The 18,638-nt window shown below is 64.9% G+C and carries 9 protein-coding genes; 2 read left to right on the forward strand and 7 right to left on the reverse strand.

All coding sequences use genetic code 11. The features are described 5' to 3' along the window. Positions 1–91 precede the first annotated feature (91 nt). Positions 92–3,217, reverse strand: a complete 3,126-nt coding sequence (locus Pka01_RS15500) for a sacsin N-terminal ATP-binding-like domain-containing protein (RefSeq protein ID WP_203883457.1) — start codon at positions 3,215–3,217, stop codon at positions 92–94. After that, a complete protein-coding gene (locus Pka01_RS15505; protein WP_203883458.1) occupies positions 3,210–6,284 on the reverse strand; it encodes a DEAD/DEAH box helicase in 3,075 nt (1,024 codons plus the stop codon). The genes Pka01_RS15500 and Pka01_RS15505 overlap by 8 nt, the downstream gene beginning before the upstream one ends. Before the next feature lie 402 nt (positions 6,285–6,686). On the opposite strand from Pka01_RS15505, the gene Pka01_RS15510 reads away from it, so the two are divergent. Then, the gene (locus tag Pka01_RS15510) at positions 6,687–7,766 is read left to right on the forward strand and encodes a PDDEXK family nuclease (RefSeq protein WP_203883459.1); all 1,080 of its coding nucleotides are present in this window, start codon (positions 6,687–6,689) and stop codon (positions 7,764–7,766) included. A gap of 971 nt (positions 7,767–8,737) precedes the next feature. Here the strand turns inward: Pka01_RS15510 and Pka01_RS15515 are convergent. From Pka01_RS15515 to Pka01_RS15530, 4 genes are all read right to left on the reverse strand, one after another. After that, positions 8,738–9,268 (reverse strand): hypothetical protein, encoded by a 531-nt coding sequence (locus Pka01_RS15515; RefSeq protein WP_239115009.1) that lies wholly within the window; start codon positions 9,266–9,268, stop codon positions 8,738–8,740. A gap of 133 nt (positions 9,269–9,401) precedes the next feature. Continuing rightward, positions 9,402–11,660: a GmrSD restriction endonuclease domain-containing protein gene (locus tag Pka01_RS15520; RefSeq protein ID WP_203883460.1), complete on the reverse strand. Its 2,259-nt coding sequence runs from the start codon at positions 11,658–11,660 to the stop codon at positions 9,402–9,404. Positions 11,661–11,735: 75 nt separating this feature from the next. Continuing rightward, complete coding sequence (locus Pka01_RS15525) at positions 11,736–13,829, reverse strand: UvrD-helicase domain-containing protein (RefSeq protein WP_203883461.1); 2,094 nt, start codon at positions 13,827–13,829, stop codon at positions 11,736–11,738. 1 nt (position 13,830) lies between these two features. Further along, positions 13,831–15,318, reverse strand: coding sequence for a serine/threonine-protein kinase (locus Pka01_RS15530; RefSeq protein ID WP_203883462.1), 1,488 nt, complete (start codon positions 15,316–15,318; stop codon positions 13,831–13,833). A gap of 184 nt (positions 15,319–15,502) precedes the next feature. Between Pka01_RS15530 and Pka01_RS15535 the strand changes: the two genes are divergently transcribed. Further along, on the forward strand, positions 15,503–16,789 hold the full coding sequence (locus Pka01_RS15535; RefSeq protein WP_203883463.1) for a serine/threonine-protein kinase: 1,287 nt from the start codon (positions 15,503–15,505) through the stop codon (positions 16,787–16,789). Here the strand turns inward: Pka01_RS15535 and Pka01_RS15540 are convergent. Beyond that, complete coding sequence (locus tag Pka01_RS15540) at positions 16,786–18,624, reverse strand: N-6 DNA methylase (protein ID WP_203883464.1); 1,839 nt, start codon at positions 18,622–18,624, stop codon at positions 16,786–16,788. The two genes, Pka01_RS15535 and Pka01_RS15540, sit on opposite strands and share 4 nt — an antisense overlap. Positions 18,625–18,638: the final 14 nt, after the last annotated feature.

Genomic DNA, 18,638 nt, shown 5'->3' on the forward strand with positions numbered 1-18,638 from the left:
GACGCAGCCGGACCTTTCGTCACCACCGAATCTGCGACAGAGCCGTTCACTGGACAGACCCGGCCAAGGTGAGATTTTCGGGTCAGACCCGTCAGGTCAGGTCCGACTGGGCTGTTTGGGTCACCATGGTTTGCAAGTCGAGTAGGTGCTTCTCGGTGTAGTTGATTGTGTGAGGTTCGCTGCAGAGTGTCAGGCGCAAGGCGGCCGTCTCGCCTGCCTCGGTTCTGGTCCGCCATGACTGGATCTGACCGAGGATGTCGCTGGCCTGAACCTCCCCGTGTTGGAACTTCGCCGTGCAGGTGGGGCACAGGGAGAGGACGTTGCCGGGTCTGTCAATCCATGCGGCGCTGGTGTGGGACACCAAGTACACGACCTCGAAGTAAGGTTCTCCGTCGCGTTTAAGGAAGGTGGCGTCGCAAATTTGACAATGTCCGGCGTACTGTTCGACCAGGAACTGCCGGATGATCGGGTTCCTGCCGTCCCACACCTTGCGGGGCAGGAATCGAAATCGATCTTGGGGAGAAGGCTCGGCTGTCCGTGCCTGCTCTATGGTTGCTGCGGTGCGCTCGCGCCGCATTGCAGGAGCACTGACATGGCCGTTGTCGTGGAAGCGGTCACCACCACCATCGTCGCTCAAGTGGTTGCTGCCAGCGGGCCTGGCAAAAGCGTCCTGGAGCTTCGAGGTGAAGTCGAACGGAGAGATCGTAATCTCCACCGATTGCGACGGAGGCGCGGTGGCTGACCTCAGCGCCTTCTCCGCTTCCCGACTGACGGCAGCCAGGGCATCGGGGTTCTCGGCGAGGTAACGCAGGATGTCGACGCGAATGCCGAGTTGGGTGCTGGCTTGCTGAAGCAGCGGGGTGATCATGCCCAGAGTGTCGGCGAGACCGTTATGGCGGACGAAGTCGAGGGGGAGATCGTCGGGGGCCAGCTCGCGCGGTATTGCGTATCCACCATCAAGGCGGGGTAGCCAGGCCCGGCTGCTTGCAAGTCGGTAGGGCTCAGTATCTTGCTCCCTGCGACGGCTGTTGGTGTAGTCCTGTCGGCTGGCGAACTCCACGGTACCTCGCAACTGGTCAGTGCGGGGGGCCAACAGCAGGTTCCACACGTATGCGGAGCGTCGCCGGTCCGGGTTGGCCAGCGCCGCATCAAGTCCAGGGATATGTAGTTCGGGGTCGAAGCTGTTCAGACCGCGACTGTGATCGCCATGCCAGGCGCGCAGCACTACGTGACCCGAGAAGTTGGCGGCGCGGGCTTCGACGCGGACGCGGTCGGCCACGCCGAGTTCGGTAAGAACCCGGCGGTATTCTTCGTATTCCGGCGCAAGGAACCAGGCATCCTGGCTCGGGTAAAAGTAGTATTCGAGTTCGTCGTCAGGCCAGTAGCATTCGGCCGGGGTGCGGATCCCGGCAGTCGAGTGGTCCGCGGTTCGGGCGAACAGGAACGCCGTCGAGCGCAGACGATCGACAAGGGAGGCGCGGCGCTGCCCGGAAGCGTCACGCATTGCCCGGCTAATCACAACGAGGTCACGGCGGTGTTGATCCGCCTTCGCGACCGAGCTGTTCGCCTGGTATCGGGGCAGGATTCTATCGATTACTTCATCGACTATGTCTGGCTCCTGCAGACCAAGGCCGGTCAAGAAGGAACGTGCTTGTCGGTGTGTGGCGATCGTACGGCGGACGGTGGGATAGTCAGAGGGGACCGGCCCTGGTAAGTAGGCGTTTGCCTTGCCGTTCGCGTCGAACGGAATCACCTGGCTGCCGTCCTCCAACCGGATCAGCGGCACCGTCCTCGCCGGTCCTCGGGAGTCATAGCGGGCGGCGCGCCATAGGGCGGGGCTTTGCTCGAGGAAGGCGTAGAGCCGGATCAGCCATGCTTCGTCGGCCTCGTGCAGGAAATCTGCTTTGAGGTGGCCGACGACCCATTCAGGGGTGATCTCTTCGACACCGACCTCCTGGCGTAGATAGTCCCAGAGCAACCGAGTGCGCTCCCTTGTCAGCTGCGCCGGCTGCCAGTGCAGTGGGCCAGTGACCCCGGCCAACTCGCCCAGTTGTGTGGGGGACAGAAGCTCGCGAATGCCACCTCCGCGGGCCAGCCTGATCTCGCTGGCGGCCACATGGCCCACGCCGCCAGCTGTTGGGAGAAGAGCGCGCGTACGCAGCGCAAGGCGCACCCCCTCGAAGAGGGGACGCAGCAAGGGGCTCCAGCGAAACGCCTCGGCGTCGATGGGTAACGCTTCAAACACGTCGAGGCCTAGCCGCCCGCTATCCCGTAGCAGTTCGAGGGTGTCGAGGAGCAGACGGGTAGCCTGATCAACCAGCGCAACGTTATCTGGATCGTTTTCCGGAACGTTGTCGCGTGCTGGCGTGGTGCGCAGCGGCGCCTGTAGGAGGAACCCGAGCCGGGTTTCCTTGTCTGTGGGGAAGTAGGCGACGAGCGGAGACCGCGGCAGCCGTTCGACGGGCGCGTCCGGCTCGAGGCTGGCACGTTTGAACGCGATCTCGACACGCTTGTTGAGATAACCAATGTGATCGAGGGATCGACCAAACTTCCACCAATGCTGATGCAGCATCACTTCTCCACCGGTACGGCGGACCAGTTCCACATTGGTCGGGTCAGTGTCGCTGCAGATACGCGTCAGATGGACCGTCCCCGACTCCGATTCGAAGATGACATCTCGGACGTGCTGTAGGAAGAGTAACGTGATCGGATCGAGCTCCAGTAGGCCGTCGGCGATCTCAGCGTAGGCGAGCTCGGAGGTCAGGTCGTCGCGGTCAAAGGGAAACAGAAAAAGAGTCTGGCCGTCGAGCGGATCCCCGTGCCAGGCTGCGGGTTCGGGGCGTACATAGTGACGGATGCGGAAGTTCTCCTCGCCTGAGTGGACCTCCGGCAGGGTGGTGTAGGCATAGACGGATTTGAACCCAATGCCGAACTTGCCGATAGCGGTCAGCTCGTCGTCTTTGGTGGAGGCGCTGACCCCGCAGATTCCTCGCACGTCGGCCTCGTCGAAGGGCCGTCCGTCATGCTGGACGACGAGTTGGTGCCTGTCGAGAACGAATGTCACCTGGGTTGCGTGGGCGTCTTCGGCGTTTTGCAGCAGTTCGAAGATGAAGTGCGTTCGATCGGCGTAAAGGCGTTGCAGGAAGTCCAGATGGCGGGTGCCTTCACCGTATTCACGAATGTTGTCCCGGCGGATGCGCTCATAATTACTAGTCATGGGTCACCGTCAGAACTCCTTGGGCGGTCCGGTGACTGACAATGTCGGCACCCCGGCGTTCCTCTAGTGCGCGCCGCTGCTGCTGGTAGTGGGCTTTGGCACGTTCGCGCTCAGAGGCACGCATGCGTGCGATGCGAGGTTCGACCGCTACGGCGAGCTGCTCCGCGAGGCGTTGAGCAACCCGGTCATGATGGGCTTCGAGGCTAGCTAGACGACGAGCTACGAGCACGTCGCTGATCTCGGTCGCAACCGCGACGGCCGCTCGCCTCCGTTGTTCGGCATGGGCGTCCAGCACGTATCGGGCTTTCTCGACGGAATCTGTGGCCGTGGTGATATCCGCCGTGCCCGCCTCTGCGAGCAAAGCCAAGAGCCTCCGCTCGATGGTCGGCGCGGGTTCGAATGTGGACAAGTCGACTGCAAATCCGACGGCGCGGAACTCCGGCCTGGCGGCGATGGTCTCCCAGGTGTCAACAGCGAAGAGATAGTTGCCTTCAGGGACACCCTCGTCACTGATATGCAGGCGAGCAGACAGTTGGTGTCCATCGGGCGGCGCAAGTGCGTTTACGGCGAGGCGGACCAGTGGGTGGGTTGGGGTCAGGAAGGCAAGAGAACGGTCAGCGGTAGCGGCGTCGACAGAGAAGGTGATCGCGAACCCAGGTTCGTTACTAGACAGCCACCGTCGCAGCTGTTGGCCTGGCCGGGTGGCTGCCAGGGCCGCTTGCGCATCGAGCATCGCGGTAAGTGCAGTGCGCGCCGACCGAGATAGCCGCATGCGCAGTGCCCCACCCGGTGAGCTCTCGATCGTCCCCGACAACGAAGGGGCTGCTAGGAACTCGCGAAGTAGTTCCTCCAACTGCTGCTCGGTGACCGCGCGACCCTCCTCAACAAGCGCGTCGAGGTCGCGGGTCAAGCTCTCGTCCAGGCCGAGCAAATCTGCGCTCGCCTCTCCGAGACTGCGAGTCTCCTCGGCCAGCCGCACGGCATTATCGGCCAATTGGCGCGCACGTTCGTCGACCTGAGCCCCGGTCAAGTCGGTGCTGGTGACTAAGTCATTGAGGTCCTGCACGATCTCACCGAGAACGCCTTCGAGGTCGCCCAGCGTGTCGCTAAACAGGCCGAGGCGTTCCCAACACCGGTGGAAAACACGCTCCTCCACCGTGCCCGGCGTGACGAAGTTGAACACGAGAACCTTGGGGCTGCGTTGGCCGAACCGGTCAATACGGCCTATGCGCTGTTCGACCCGCATAGGGTTCCACGGGATGTCGTAGTTCACCAGGCGATCGCAGAACTCATAGTCGAGACCCTCGCAGCCGACCTCGCTGGACAGCAGGACATCCAGCGCCTCGGGTAGGCTGCGTTCGGCCCGGAACCGGTCCCGCAAATGTTGCCGGTCGAGCTCGTCAGTGCGTCCGGTGACAATTCCGACACGTACACCGGCCGCCGCTAGCCGCTCGGCGAGATAGTCCAGCGTGTGCAAGAAGTAGGAGAAAAGCAGGATCTTGCCGGAGCCGGGTGCCGCCTGTGCGTCACGGACGAGCTGCACTAGCTGCTCGAGCTTCGGATCGTCGGGCGGTAATGCGCGCGCCAGGTCGCGAAGGTCCGAATCAACGGGAAGTGCGGATGTGCCCCTCATCGGCTCGTCCCCCTCCGACTCCGGTGCATCGGTTAGGCCGGCGGTTGAGAAGGTGTCCGACATGGCGATCCTGCTGGCAAGCGCGGGCAGGCAACTCGCTGCCTGCCGTTCAAGCGTTACCAGGATCAGGGCGACGATCGTCGGATCGTAGCGGCGGAGGAGTTCGTCTCGCCTCGCTTGGAGGAGTCGATCGTAGAACTCCTGCTGCGCGGGGGTGAAGCCCACTGCGATTGTATGTGGCTCTCGGAGGGTGAACGGGCCGATGTCGCGTCGCCGGGTACGGTTGACCAGCGGTGCCAGGGTATTCAGCTCTTCGATGTCGGTGACGCAGCGGACCCGGTCCTCTGCAGTAAGCGATTCCCCGCCGAGTCGTCGCAGCGTGGCCTGGTATCGCGGGTCGATCGCGATGGTCCTGCGCCCCCAGGGGGTCGCGGCTGCCCGTGCCAGTTGTGCTATGGCAATGTCGGGGGCTTGGTTTGACGCCTCGCGCAGTGCCCGTACAGCGGCGGTTAGGTACCGGTTCGGTTCCAGCATGTCGACCAGCGCTTGCGGCTCCGGGAACAGATCCGGTCGCAGCAGCTGCAAGAGCGTAAAAAGGTCTTGCGAACTGGTCTGGATCGGCGTCGCCGACAGCAGCACCATCGCCGTGCTGATCTCGCTGAGATACTTCGCCACCTGATGCGCGTTGGTGCCGGGTGTACGGGCGTGATGGGCTTCGTCGGCGATGACGAGATCAAAATGCGGAGGGGGATCAAGCTCGAACAGCCCGACTGTGTTCCTTCGCCCTTCGTGCTCGCCCTGGAGGTAAGGATCCAGACGCAGCAATTCATAATGGACAATTGACCGCCGGTACTCGTGCGGCCATCGGCCCTCCAGATGAGCCTCGTTCAAGCAGTACCGCAACGCGCTCGCGTCGAGGATGCGGAAGTCTTCGTCGAAACGGCGCATCTCCTCGCGCCACTTCACGGTCAGCGCCTTCGGGCAGACGATCAAAACGGTGTCGAGCGGCTGCCGGGCTGCCAGCTCCTTCATGATGAGCCCGGCTTCGATCGTCTTACCTACGCCCACATTGTCGGCGATTAGCAGCCGTGGTTCGTCGGCGCGGGCCAGCCGCAACAAGGGCCGAAACTGAAAGGGAACAAACCGGATTCTGGCTGCTCGTAGGGCGTAAATGTGGTCCGTGAGCGGGTGGCGCAGCCTTGCAGCAGTCAACTGTGCCCGGAACTCATCTGGCCTCAACCTGTCGGCACCGTCACCGCCAGTGGCCTCGGCCGCGGTGACGAGTTGGTCCTCGGCGTAGTCCCGGCTGGCGCCAGGGCCGTGGAACACCCGGTAGCGGGCACGGCCGTCTACAGCGGGCAGGACGGCGATAACGGGGCCCATCCTCGCCGGGTCCACGCGCAGCATCACCAGCTGGCCAACCTCGAAGCCCACGCACATCCCCTAGCTATGTCGGCCGACACCGCACCCGCGGCAATCCCTCGCGCGAGCTTAATACGCGTGATGGCACGATTTACTTGGATTCCGCCGAAGGATGCGCACCACTTCGGCCGACTATAAAGGAGTCGCTTTTTGCGGGAGACCGCTGCGTTGTGGCGAGAGCCTTGAGGGACTTGATGTCCAGCTCAGAGCCCGCTTCCTCAACTTGGGGGTCTGTCAGAGGCGGACATCGAAATACGAACAGACACAATTTGGGGAGCTTCGAGGTTAGGTCCAAGCGGGGGGTTCCTTCATCTGCCAGTCGCGGGTCAGTATCAATCTCGCTCTCCGCGTGGACGGTGACCGCCACCGAGTGAAACTCTGGCGGCCATCGGAAGTTTGCGGGAGCAGGAACCCATGACGGGAATCTGGCAAGACACCGCGGACGGGCTGGTCCCGCTGCGCACACAGCCCTTCCTCCGCGAGAAGGATCTTCACGACAGCATCGAGCGGGCTCCCGCCATGCTGCCGCTGCGCGGGCAGCCGAGGCTAGTGGTCTTGGGGCGGGAGGTCCCTCTCGGCACTGGGTACGCTGATTTGGTTGCAATGGACGCCGACACCGGTCAGCCTGTGATCATTGAGGTGAAGCTCGCGGCCAACTCCGACCGAAGGTCGGTCTTCACCCAGGTTCTCGGCTATGCGTCGCACCTCTTCCGGATGCCACTTGAGGCGTTCGAGGAACTCGTGCGCCCTTACCTGGCAAGGCGTGCGAGCGCATCGATAGGCGAGGCGGTCGTCGCAGAGATCGCCGATGGCTCGGTTGATCTGGAAGTTTTCCGAGACAGCATGACTGCGGCTCTTGAGGAGGGCCAGATTCGATGCGTGGTTGTACTCGATACCGCCTCGCCCGATCTGATCGACCTCGCAGGATATCTGCAGGCTGTTACCAACGAGCGACTCGACATCGACCTGGTGACCGTGTCGGCATACCGGGTGGGGGATGGCCAGGTTCTGGTGCCCCAGTTGGTTGAGCCTGAGCGAATATCCGCGCGCCCCCTCGTCCAACCGCCGAGCTCCGGTAGGGATGCCAAGCCGATAGCGGGATCAGCCCTGTTCACCGGCAGTATCGACAGTGCGGATCCAGCCCATCGCGAACAGCTTCGGCGCCTATGTTCGTGGGCGCGCCAATTGGAGAGCGCAGGGCTAGCGACGTTGTACACCACCGTGGGCAAGGGACGTTGGGTGCTGAACCTCCGGCTTCCAGGCCAGGATCGAGGAATGGTCACTATATGGAATGACCGCGGAGCTTTCCTCAGCCCACAGAGGTCGGTCGTAGAGGCAGAGGCGCCCCAAACGCTGGTCCGCCTGGACGAACGGTTTCCGAACGAGGTCCGCCGGAACAACTACCTGACCAACCCGGTGAACCAGGAGATCCTCGAACTGTTCAGGGACGCCTACGCCGAGGCCGTCCTTCGTAGCTCCCGCTCTACGGAGTGAGCGCACGATCAGTTGAGACCCAGTCGACCACCGCGTCCAGGTCGAGGTCCCTAAGCGTTTACGTGAGCAGGCGGGCCGGCACGACGTCTGAACCGTACGTACACCTTTCTTCGCATCCGGCACGCCATCCATGCCGATGGATCAGTGCGAGCTCGACCCACCAACTCCCCATGCATTGGGGACCTTCGCGCCCCGGTATCCGTGCCGGTGGTCGATAGCCATCGTGGGCGGAACATCAAGCTTGTCGTCTCGTGCCTGCCATCCCGGCAGCGATAGCCCACGGTTTCTCAATCCGTCCGGCAGGACCGCAGAGACGGGGGCCAACGCTGTGGCCGAGTTGTTCGTTGCCACGGCTTCCCGCTCGTTCCAGGTTGTGACCCACCCTGGTGAGCATCGGGAGCATCATCATCAAGTACAAGACCTATAGGTGTGAGAGCCAGGACGCAAAGAGGCGTAGATCACTAGGACCGCAGGCTGGCTGAAGGGTCAGCACGGGCACGGACTCCCAGGTTTTGCGGCTGAGCCTGGTCGAGCCAGAGCGCGACGTCGGCAGGGACTGAAGCGCCCCACGACGGGTGGGATCGGGATCGCCTCGACCAGGAGGCCTCAGCTGGAGGATGCCGTTGCGGTTGCCGCCGCTGAGGATGGACGGCCAGCGGGATGTCGTTGCAGTCGATGATCCCACGATTCCGCCTTGGCGCGGTCGAATGGTCTCGGACTTAGTTCTGGGCCGCCTTTGAGCGCCCGGATGTGGGGATGTCCGACCACCGCCTTGGACCATTCGGCGGCAGCACCAGGTGCAGCTTCTCCCACGCCGGCCTGATGCCACTCCCGAAGCCGCCGCTCAGCACGTCAACCCTGAGCTGAAGTTTGATCATGGCCTATACGCTTCCTGAGCGTCCGCTATCCGACCAATCTCCATCTTCAGCGCGGCCGACGGCCACTCATCCCGTGATTGGATGGTTCGACAGTCATGCCTGCTCTCGGTGTGGGATCTTCCGTACTGGCCGGATGTTCGCCAGATAGCCCGGGACGACCTCAGAGGGGATGGCGGCGACAGCAGCCAAATTCTGGCGCAGAAGGTCCGCGTCGGACTCGGTGATCTGCAGCAATGGCCGCCGAAGGCGGATCGGCCACGCGCCGGGCCGCTTGTCCGGGAAGGCGTCCAGCAGCGGCACGAGCGGTACAAGGTCAACGCCGGTCAGGTAGGGCGCAAGCGCCTCCAGGCTGAGCTGGCAGCCCCGTGTGAAGTCACGCCCCGCGATCGTGACGGGCTCGGCATACGCGACGACATCCGAGGTGACTTTGGCGATGCCGATCGCTCGCGTGCGGTCCCGCGTCGGGTTGTGCCAGCAGCCCCGGGTCGTGAGCACGAACAGGTCATCTCCAACCTTGAGCCGGTTAACCTCACTGCGGCTCGTCGGCGGGAAGGCCATCCGCGACTCACGCAGCACCCAGGCAACGGCCTCGCGTTCACCGAGGATCAACAGGTACGAGCTCACGATCGGCACCGTATCGAATATTGATCCTGCCATCCCTTCCACGACGGCAAGGCAGCCCCGTGGGAGGCAACCTCACATCGAGTGCATGCTGCGTTATTGCGATCCCAGCCATGGATCTGGCCGAGCACGTCGATCAACTGACGTATCCGAACTGGGCGAGCCGGTGCCGCGCAACGTCGATCTCCGCGGGCGTGAAGAGATCCGCGAACTCCGGCTGGACGACGAGCGCCTCCACCGTGAGGTCAAGCCGCCCGCGCTCCCACAACGCGGCGAATCCATCGGATACCGCCGGCGCGTGTAGAAGCTTGCGCGCGGTCGCAAGGCTGCCGTGCTCGGCGAGCATGCTCAGGAAGTACGTGGCGTGGTAGTTCGCCTCGCTACGGGATCGGTCGTAGATCTGCCGCATCGCCCCGTCCAATGCCGCGCCCATCGATCCGGACGGGGTGGGAGCCGCGGCGTCAGCAACAGGCTCCTCCCCGGCGGCTGTTTCGTTGCGCCGCGCCGCGAACCCGAGCAGGGCGTCGACGGAGGTGAAGACCTCGTACCCGAGCTCCTCCAACCGCGGCAGGTCGGCCACATCGGGATCCAGCTCCAGCACCACCGGCTTGCCCTGCCCAAGTTGCAGGCCGTCAGACCAGAACGCCTCGGCGACTGCCAATGCCCGGCCGGTGACCGGATCGGCGATCTCACTGTCGAGCGAAGGCTCGGCGTAGCCCAGTCGCACCAACTGCTCGACCATGCCCTTGATCTGGGCGACACGGACGTCATCGGACTCGTCGGCCACGACGTTCACCGGCCGCAGCTCCTCTGCGGCAGCCGCTGAGGCGCCGTCACGAAGCTCGGTCAGAAAGGACTGAGCCGCCTGTGCGAGCAGCTCGCGACGGGCGGCGAGGAAGTCCAGATACCGATCGGGACGCCAGAGCTCAGGGTCGGTCGGGATCCACTGGGAGGCGAGCACCCCTGGATGTTTTTCCTCCGCTTCGGCGAAGTAGTCCTGCGGCGACCGCTTCCCGATGACGAGATTGGTGTCCTGGGTCAGGAAGCAGAAGTTGGCTAGGGCGTTGACTTTGGTCCTCTCGTATCCCGCCTGGTAAAGCAGGGCCTTCGGAAAGATGTGGTGGACCTGTAGAGAGGTCAACCTGCCTAGCATCTCGGCTCTGAGCTCCAAGCCGCTCCCGAGGTCGCGTGCACCGTTCACCCGGGTGAGCAGGTAGAGCAGGGGGTAGAACCGCGATCCACGCGTTGATCCCTCGAAATCGTGTGGCTGGATCTCCAGGTTGCCGCCGCGCCACCGCTCGAGAGAGGCGACCAACCCATCGATACCGGAACGTTCCGCGGTCTCGTAGTCCTGAGCGAGCGCAGTCTCGGTCGAGCCGGCGAAACGGCCCCACAACGCCGAATGCACGTACCAGAACAGGACACGATCACGATGAGTTGCGTCGGTGAATCGGCCACCAGGGCTGAGGTGGAGAAGCCGGGAGATGACGGGGACGGCGTACCGGCCCATGAGCACCTGGTCGTGGTCGAGGCCGAGCCGTCCGGATGCCGCGTCAAGGAAGTTGCCGATGTAGCCCGCGGACTTTCCCAGCGCCGTCTCGAAGTCTCCGGCCGACACCGAGTCCAGTGCGGTGAAGACCGCGCGGCCGGTCGCCACCGCGGTGGAGTTACGCAGCAGCCAGTCGAGGGAGAAGTCCAGCCCGGCCTCGTGCCAGCGGTTCAGGTGGTCGCGCATCACCTGCCGAGCGGGCGACCATTGGGCGCAGATTTTGGCGAGGGCGAGGTCACCCTTGGACAGCGCGGTGCCACCGGAGTTCACCCGGTTGAAGATGTCGACGACGACGTCGACGTCCTTGTCCGGTCCGGTGATCTTCTCTTCGTGAAATTCCCGGTTCTCCAGGTTCTTCAGCCTGTTCAAACGCTCCAGGTAGAGCGAGAACCTGTCGGAGAACTGGCTGAACTCCTTGATGAACGGCTCGAGTCCCTCGGTGAACAACCGGGTCACATCCACCCAGCGCACGTCGTCCCGCATCTTGGCGGGGCCGTAGAACTCGAACGTCTCATCCTCGACGTTGAACCGCAGCCCGGTGAAGGCCGACGCGTCGCCCTCGAAGAACGCGGGAGCCCTGCCGCGGATCACGCCGTACAGCGAGGTGATGCGCTGCTGCCCGTCGAGCAGCAGCAGGCGGACACCGCCGTCGGGAGTGCCGCCGCGCACCGACGCCATGTCGGGTTCGGTTTCCCAGAGCAGCAGGCCGCCCACCGGGTATCCCTTGTAGAGCGAACGCATCAGCCCGCGCACCTGATCGCGGTTCCAGACGTAACCGCGCTGGAACTCCGGCAGCAGCACCGTGCCGTTGTCGATCTGGTGGAGGAGCACCGAAAGAGTGGCCATCGTCCGCCTCTGGTTTGGGGATATCCGGTGATCAGGGGCACTACTGTACGACTCGCGCGTGCGGCCGTAAGGGGGTCATCCGGCGAAGCCGGACAGGAAGGCGCTCGGAGCGCCGTGCCATGACACGTAGAGCTGTTCTCGCGGGCGCGTGCAGGCGACGAAGAGCAGACAGCGCTCGCGTTGCAGGTCGTGCGCGTGGGTCAACTCGTCCTCCTCGACGGGAGTGATTGCGTTCGCCGGCGGGACCTGATGCTCTCCCACGCCGACGACCGCGACGCACCGGAACTCCAGCCCCTTCATCCGGTGCATGGTCCCGACCCGCACCGCGTCGTCAGAGTCCTGAGCCTTGGCCAGCGACCGTCCTGGGATTCCGGCACGTTCCAGCACCGTGAGCACCGAGTCGGCCAGCATGTTGGAGCGGGCGGCGATGCCGATCTCAGGGGGCTTCACCCCCGCGTCGAGCCATTGGCGTACCTGGCCGGCCAGCGCCTCCAGTTCGTCCTTCTGCACCCGGAAGCCACGCAGCTCCGGTGGCAGACCGTGCACCTGCGAGCGGTATCCGGCCACCGTGTCGAGGCTGCCGTCCATGTCGTCGATCGGCTCGCCGCGGAGCATGCCGAGGCTCCATGCGAGTATCTCGGCCGTTGTCCGGTAGTTGATGGTCAGCCGTGCGGAGCGTCCCGCGACCTTGATGCCGATCTCCCGCAGGGAGACCCGGTTGTTGTAGATCCGCTGATGAGTGTCTCCGGCGATGAACATGTCGTCCGGGCTCTCACAGACGGCCGCGCGCAACAACCGCCACTGAACGGGGTGGAGGTCCTGCGCCTCATCCACGATGACGTGCCGGTACGGCTTCTCCGTCCGTTCGGCGAGTAGACGTGTGGCTTCCACGCAGATCGTCTCGTAGGTCCACACCTTGCGCCGTTTGAGCTCTTCCTCGAACTCCCAGATCGCCTGCCAGAGCTGGGCCTTCTGGCGGGTTCCCAGACGACGGCCCCGTCCTGCGCGCTTGGCGGCCAGATACTCGGCCGCGTTGGTCACCTGCTGCGCCAACACCACCTGCCGCCACTCTTCCGCCAGGAACGTCTCGGTGAAGGGAAGCTCCAGTCGTTTGACGATCTTCCGCCAGATGTCCTTCTCCTCCTTGTCCCGGAGGATCGCGGCTCGGCCGTGCCGCTCGGAGAAGATCTGGTAGGACAGCTGGTCCACGTGCCGGACCTCGACGAGATCGCGGACCCCGGCCGAGTCCGCCAGCAACCGCAGCCCGGCCTCCAGGGAAGCCGACAACGTGGAGGTGAACGTGGTCACCAGCACCGGCCCCGCGCCCAGCCGTGCGAGGTGATGTGCCCGATGCAGCGCCACGACCGTCTTGCCGGTTCCTGGTCCGCCGGTGACTCGTGCCGACCCGCTGAACGTCGCCTGGGCCACCTGGTGTTGTGTCGGGTGGAGATAGATCCGCCACAGCGCGAAGGGGTGCCGGAACACCTCCATGAGTTCGTCGGGGCCCTCCACCAGCACGACCCGCTCGGGCGTGCGCTCAACCGCCGCAGTGAGATCGCCCGTGTCGTACGGCTCCTGCCCCGGCGCCACCCCGAGCTCGGCCCACACCTCCTCGGGGGTGAGGCCGGCGGCCAGGCCGTACAACGCGTCCCACTGGTTCTGGGGCAGAAACGTCCTCGACGCTTCCAACTGCACGACGTCGGTCAGCACACGGGCGAACGCCAGCGTTTCGACATCGAGTCCGAGCCGAACCAGATCTGCGTCTCCAACGCCATCGAACAGGCGCTTAGGCGCGCGGTCGGCCATCCTGGCCAGCTCGGGCATCGTGGCTTCGACCGCCGCGACATCCGATATCTCGAACCGGCCTGTGGCTGCGTTGACAGAGGCACGCCGCCTCGCAGCCCACGCGTAGGCGTCATCGTGCGGCAACACCTTCAGCAGCGTGTAGGAGTCGCCCGTCTCGGGCGCGAGGACGACACCACGCCAGAACTTGTCGATGCGGATGGTTCGGAAGCGACCATCGCGAGCGTGGGTCAGCTTCTCCAGATGCAGCCCGGCATGCGTGGCGTCTTCGAACTTGGCGAAGACCTCGGTGACGCGTTCCTGGACGGACCGTTCCAGTTCGCCGAAGTCGCGGAGGAAGTCCTTGTCGATCCCAAGCTTCGCCATCTCAGCGCTCACCGTCCAGGCCGCCCAAGATCTCCCGAACCTTCAGCGCGGTCGGGTGACGAGGGCCGTATCGATGCTCGAGATCAGGTAAGAGGTCCATCAGAGTCTTTTTCGCATGGGTCTGATCCCCTGCGCCGAGCTCGAGCAGCCCGATCTGGCGCCGCAATTCCAGCACCCGATCCTCATCCACGCCGAACCGCCTCTCGTCCTCCAACAGCTGGCCGAGTTGTGTTAGCGCGAGGGTGGTCTCACCGGCGGCAGCATGGCAGTTCGCTTCCATTAGCCGGAAGCGCAGGACGAGATCGTTGTCAGGCCCGTCCCGTTCGCTCAGGTCGGCGGCGAGCCCGGCGAACTCAGGGGCTGCCCGGCGGTAATCCCCGGCCAGGAACAGTACGTCCGCCAGCTCGATGCGCAATGCGATCACATCGGCGTTGCCGGCGCCGAGCGTCCTGGCCGCGGGCTCGACGGTCCCGGCGAGCACCTCGGCGGCCTGAGTGAACCGGGACTCGGCCCTGAGCACCTGGGCGTCCTTGCGGGCGAGCGCGATGTCACTCGGTCTGAAGGGCTCATGCGTCGCGACAGGCCGGGCGGGCATGGACAACACGGGCTCAGTCGGGCTCGTCCCCTTGGGCGGCGCATCGATACGGCCGACAACGCCTGCGTACATCCGGACCGGGTGGGGCGAGGTGGTGTCCACGTACCCGGTGAACGAGGGCAGATCGCGGCAGAAATCAAGCAGACGCTCATAGACCACCATGGCCGACGACGGCCGCTTGTCGGGCGTCTTCTCCAGCAGCCACAGGACCAGCCGTTCCAGCCCTTCCGGCACATCGCGCCGCCGGTGCCGGAGCGGCCGTGGGGTCCGGCCCATGTGGTTGTGCATGGATGCCAGGGGCGTGGGCCCGGAGAACTGGTTCTCGCCCGAGAGCATCTCGTCCAGGACGACGCCGAGGGCGTACAGGTCGCTTTGCGGGCTTGCCGAGCCTGCCATCGCCTGTTCAGGGGACATGTACTCAGGCGTGCCGACCGCGACACCTGTGCGGGTGAGCCGGGTCGCCGCCGACGAGAGCGCGGCGGCGATACCGAAGTCCAGCACTTTCACCGACCCGTCAGGGGTCAGCATGAGATTGCTGGGCTTCAGGTCCCGGTGGACCAGGGAGTTTGCGTGCGCCACGGCCAGCACGGAGCAGACCTGAGCGGCGATCGCCGCGGCCCAGGCGACCGGAATCTCAGTCTCGTCGAGAAGATCGGCGACCGAGCAACCGGTGATCTGCTGCATGACCAGGTAGAGCTCTTCCCCATGCGTGCCGCAGTCATAGACGGCGGGGATGCCCGGGTGTTCGAGACGCGCTGTGATCCTCGACTCTCGGACGAAGCGCTGTGTGAGCTCCTTGTTCGGCTTGCCATCGGGCAGGCGATCGATCCGGATGAACTTGATCGCGATCGGCCGGTCGAGGCGCTTGTCGTAACCGAACCAGACCTCTCCCATTCCGCCCCCGCGCCGGGACAGCGGATCCAGCTCGTAACGACCGTCGATGGTCCGCCTGCTCAACCCGGCCACCTTCCGTGAACCTTCACGTGTGCACTTGAGAAATTAGCAGGATCAGCAACAAGCAGACTGGTACCTCCGAAACGTGCACATCCCTAGAATTCGGATCATGCCTCCAGAGGATGTGATCAACGCCCGGCGTCACGACGCTCAGCGGCATGTCTCCACCGGCAGGCGCCCTGTCATCTTCGCCTTGAGCATCGTCTGGGCGCTTGTTTCACTCGTCTCTTTAGGCATACTCACCTCGGCCGTCATCGGATCGGCCGCGATCAGGTTGAGGAGCGGGCCGCAGGGCATCGCGGCCGGCGCCTACTTCGCCATGTTCGCGGCCCTCGTGCCCTTGGTTGGGGCGGGCGTGCTCACCCCCGGCAGTTGGCAGGACACGGTTGCGGCGTGGACGTGGTTTCTCGTGCCCTGCGTGGGCGGGACCGCCCACGCGTTCATCCTGCGGAGACGAGTGTTCGAGCGTCGTGCGACCGCTCCGTCATCTCCGATGTGGGCGGGCACCGTTCCCTCTCCGGGCCCTGCACCGTTCAGAACAGCACCATTGCCGTCGGCAGCTCCCTCCATGAGGATCGCGTCTTCTTCCTGGGATCCCTGGGGGACGCCGGCCTCCGCCGTTTCACATGACAGCGGTCAGCCGCAGAGGCTCGGCGCCTATACCCTCCTCCACAAACTCGGCGAGGGCGGGCAGGGCGAGGTGCACTTCGGAACGGCACCGGACGGCCGCCAGGTCGCGATCAAGGTGCTCCACGAAAGGTTCCGCGGTAGGACGGTGGAACGTGACACTTTCATGGGCGAGGTGGCCGCTGCGCAACGGGTGCCACCGTTCTCCACGGCCCGGATCATCGATGTGGGGGTCGAAGGCGACACCGCCTACATCGTGAGCGAATACGTCGAGGGTCGTTCCCTGGATCGGCTGGTCCGCGAGGAGGGCCCGCTTGGTAGCGACGCTCTGGTTCGCTTGGCGATCGCGACGTCGGCGGCGCTCAACGCCATCCACTCCGCCGAGATCGTCCACCGCGATTTCAAACCCGCGAACGTGCTGATCGGATCGGACGGGCCCCGGGTCATCGACTTCGGTATCGCCAAGGCGCTGGATCGGGTCACCATGACCTCAGGCGGGGTCAAGGGAACCCCCGCGTTCATGTCTCCGGAACAGGTCTCTGGCCTACCCGTCGGCCCCCAGTCCGACATCTTCAGCTGGGCCTCGACCATGTTCTACGGAGCGACCGGCCAGTTGGCCTTCAACGGCGTGACGGCGTTCCAGGTCTTCCAGGCGGTCGTCCACCATCAGCCTGATCTGCACGCGCTGCCGCCATCGCTGCGTGAGCCTATGGCAGCCTGCCTGAACAAGGATCCGCAGGGTCGACCGACCGCCGCGCAACTCATGCTGGCCATCGCCCGTTAAGCCCCGGGCTGCAGGTTGCCTTCGATAAGGCCCTGGAGGGTGTTTGAGGCGAGCAGGCCGCCCAGTTCAGTGGTCCTCCGCACGGCATTCTCGAAGTCCTCCACCTGGCGGAAGACCTCACCGTACCGTCGCTGCTCGGCGATCGGCAGACGCGGCAGTTGGGCACGCCTCACGTCCACCCGGTATGTCCCGGACAGCGTGGTCGCGGCCCTCTCGGCTGATACACGCAGGAAGCCCGCGACGAAGTGCGGGTCAAGGATCTCCTCATCTACCCGGATCAGGTACAGATGTGGGCCGAGCAGCACCTCTTCGGTCATCACACGCGCGCTCACTGCATGAGTGACCGCCGGGATCACGATGTCGCCGGCCCGGGCGACGACCGCCTCCGGCCTTGCCTCTCCGCGGCCCGTCGGTCCGCGGCCCATCGCGACGTCCTTGGCGGTGAGCAGCGGCACCTCGCCCGACTCGGTCTGCATGCGCATCGGGGTCTGCTCCAGTTGGACGGTGCCCGCCCGTGCCAGTTCCCCGAGGGTGGTCATGGTCAGTTCCCGGGTTTCGCGCCGTACGCCCGGCAGCAGTCGAGTCAGGCCGGAGGCCAGCTCGTGCAGGTCATCGCGGGACTTCTCCAGGTCTCCCATGCGTACGGCTGCCGCCTTGGGAAGGTAGCGGGAAGGGGTGAGGTCTACCTCGTCGTCCAGTAGATCCATGATCGGTACGGCACGGCCGACCCCTTCCAGACCATCTTGGAACGCCTCGACCGGGCCGTCGGCCATCAGGACATGAGTCGGGACGACGTCCTTGTCTTCCGGGCGCCGCAATAGCCACAGATGCGGTGGCAACGTCGACTGCGGAGCCGCCCCTGCGGGGAGGCCGATCACGGCCTGCACGGTCCCCGTCCTCAGCAGTTGCGACCGGATCCGTCGCCCCGAACGCCGATTCGCCGCGGCCGGAGGCATCAGCACCACAACGTGTCCGTCGGGCCGCACCCGGGCCAGGCAGTGCTGCACCCAGGCCAGTTCCGACTCCCCACGCGGCGGCAACCCGTACTGCCAGCGTGGATCGTTGGTCAGCGCGCCGTATCCCCAGCCGCGCTCGTTGAAAGGGGGGATGCACAACGCACCATCCACCTCTACGTCGGGAAAGGCATCGTCGACAAGAGCGTCACCGGCGCGTATGTCGGCGTCGACCCCTTGCGCGGCAAGTCGGGCCGCGGCGAAGCCGGCCATGGCGGCATCGCGTTCCTGCCCGAGCACCCGACGTGGCCGCGGACCGTCAGGCGGGGCCGCCGCCAGCAGCAGAGCTCCGAAGCCGCAAAGGGGGTCAAGGACCGTCTCGCACCGGCCGAGCAGCCTCGCCATCAAGGTCGCAACGTCAGGAGCGACAATCTGAACGCGACGCGAGTGCGTCTCCACGTAGCGGCGGAAGAGGAAATCTACGGTGTCGCCCGTGCCGCGTTCGGCGGCCAGACCGGTGGCGGCCTCCAACAGCGGGACGGGAACGTCCACGCCCGTGGCTGCGGGTTGCTTCAGCGCCTGCTCCCGATCCGGCCGGACAAGGAACGCCGCCACGGAACTCACCACCGAAGCCAATTGAAGATCATCCGCGGAGTTGCGGATGCGCTGCCACACCCGCTCGTCCTCAGGCAGTTCCTCCAGCTTCCCCTGACCGCGCAGCCATGCTTCGACTTCGGAGAGAGAGAACAGCGGGTTCGACGACGTCCCACCGACCGGTTCGGGAAAATCCGAAAATCTGCGGCGCCAGTTGCTGACGGCCGCCCGACCCACTCTGGCCAGCCGGGCGATGTCGCCAGCCGCCACCGTGGCGTCGTCGTGCATCACACACCTCTTTC

This window comes from Planotetraspora kaengkrachanensis, assembly GCF_016862895.1.
Taxonomy (GTDB): domain Bacteria; phylum Actinomycetota; class Actinomycetes; order Streptosporangiales; family Streptosporangiaceae; genus Planotetraspora; species Planotetraspora kaengkrachanensis.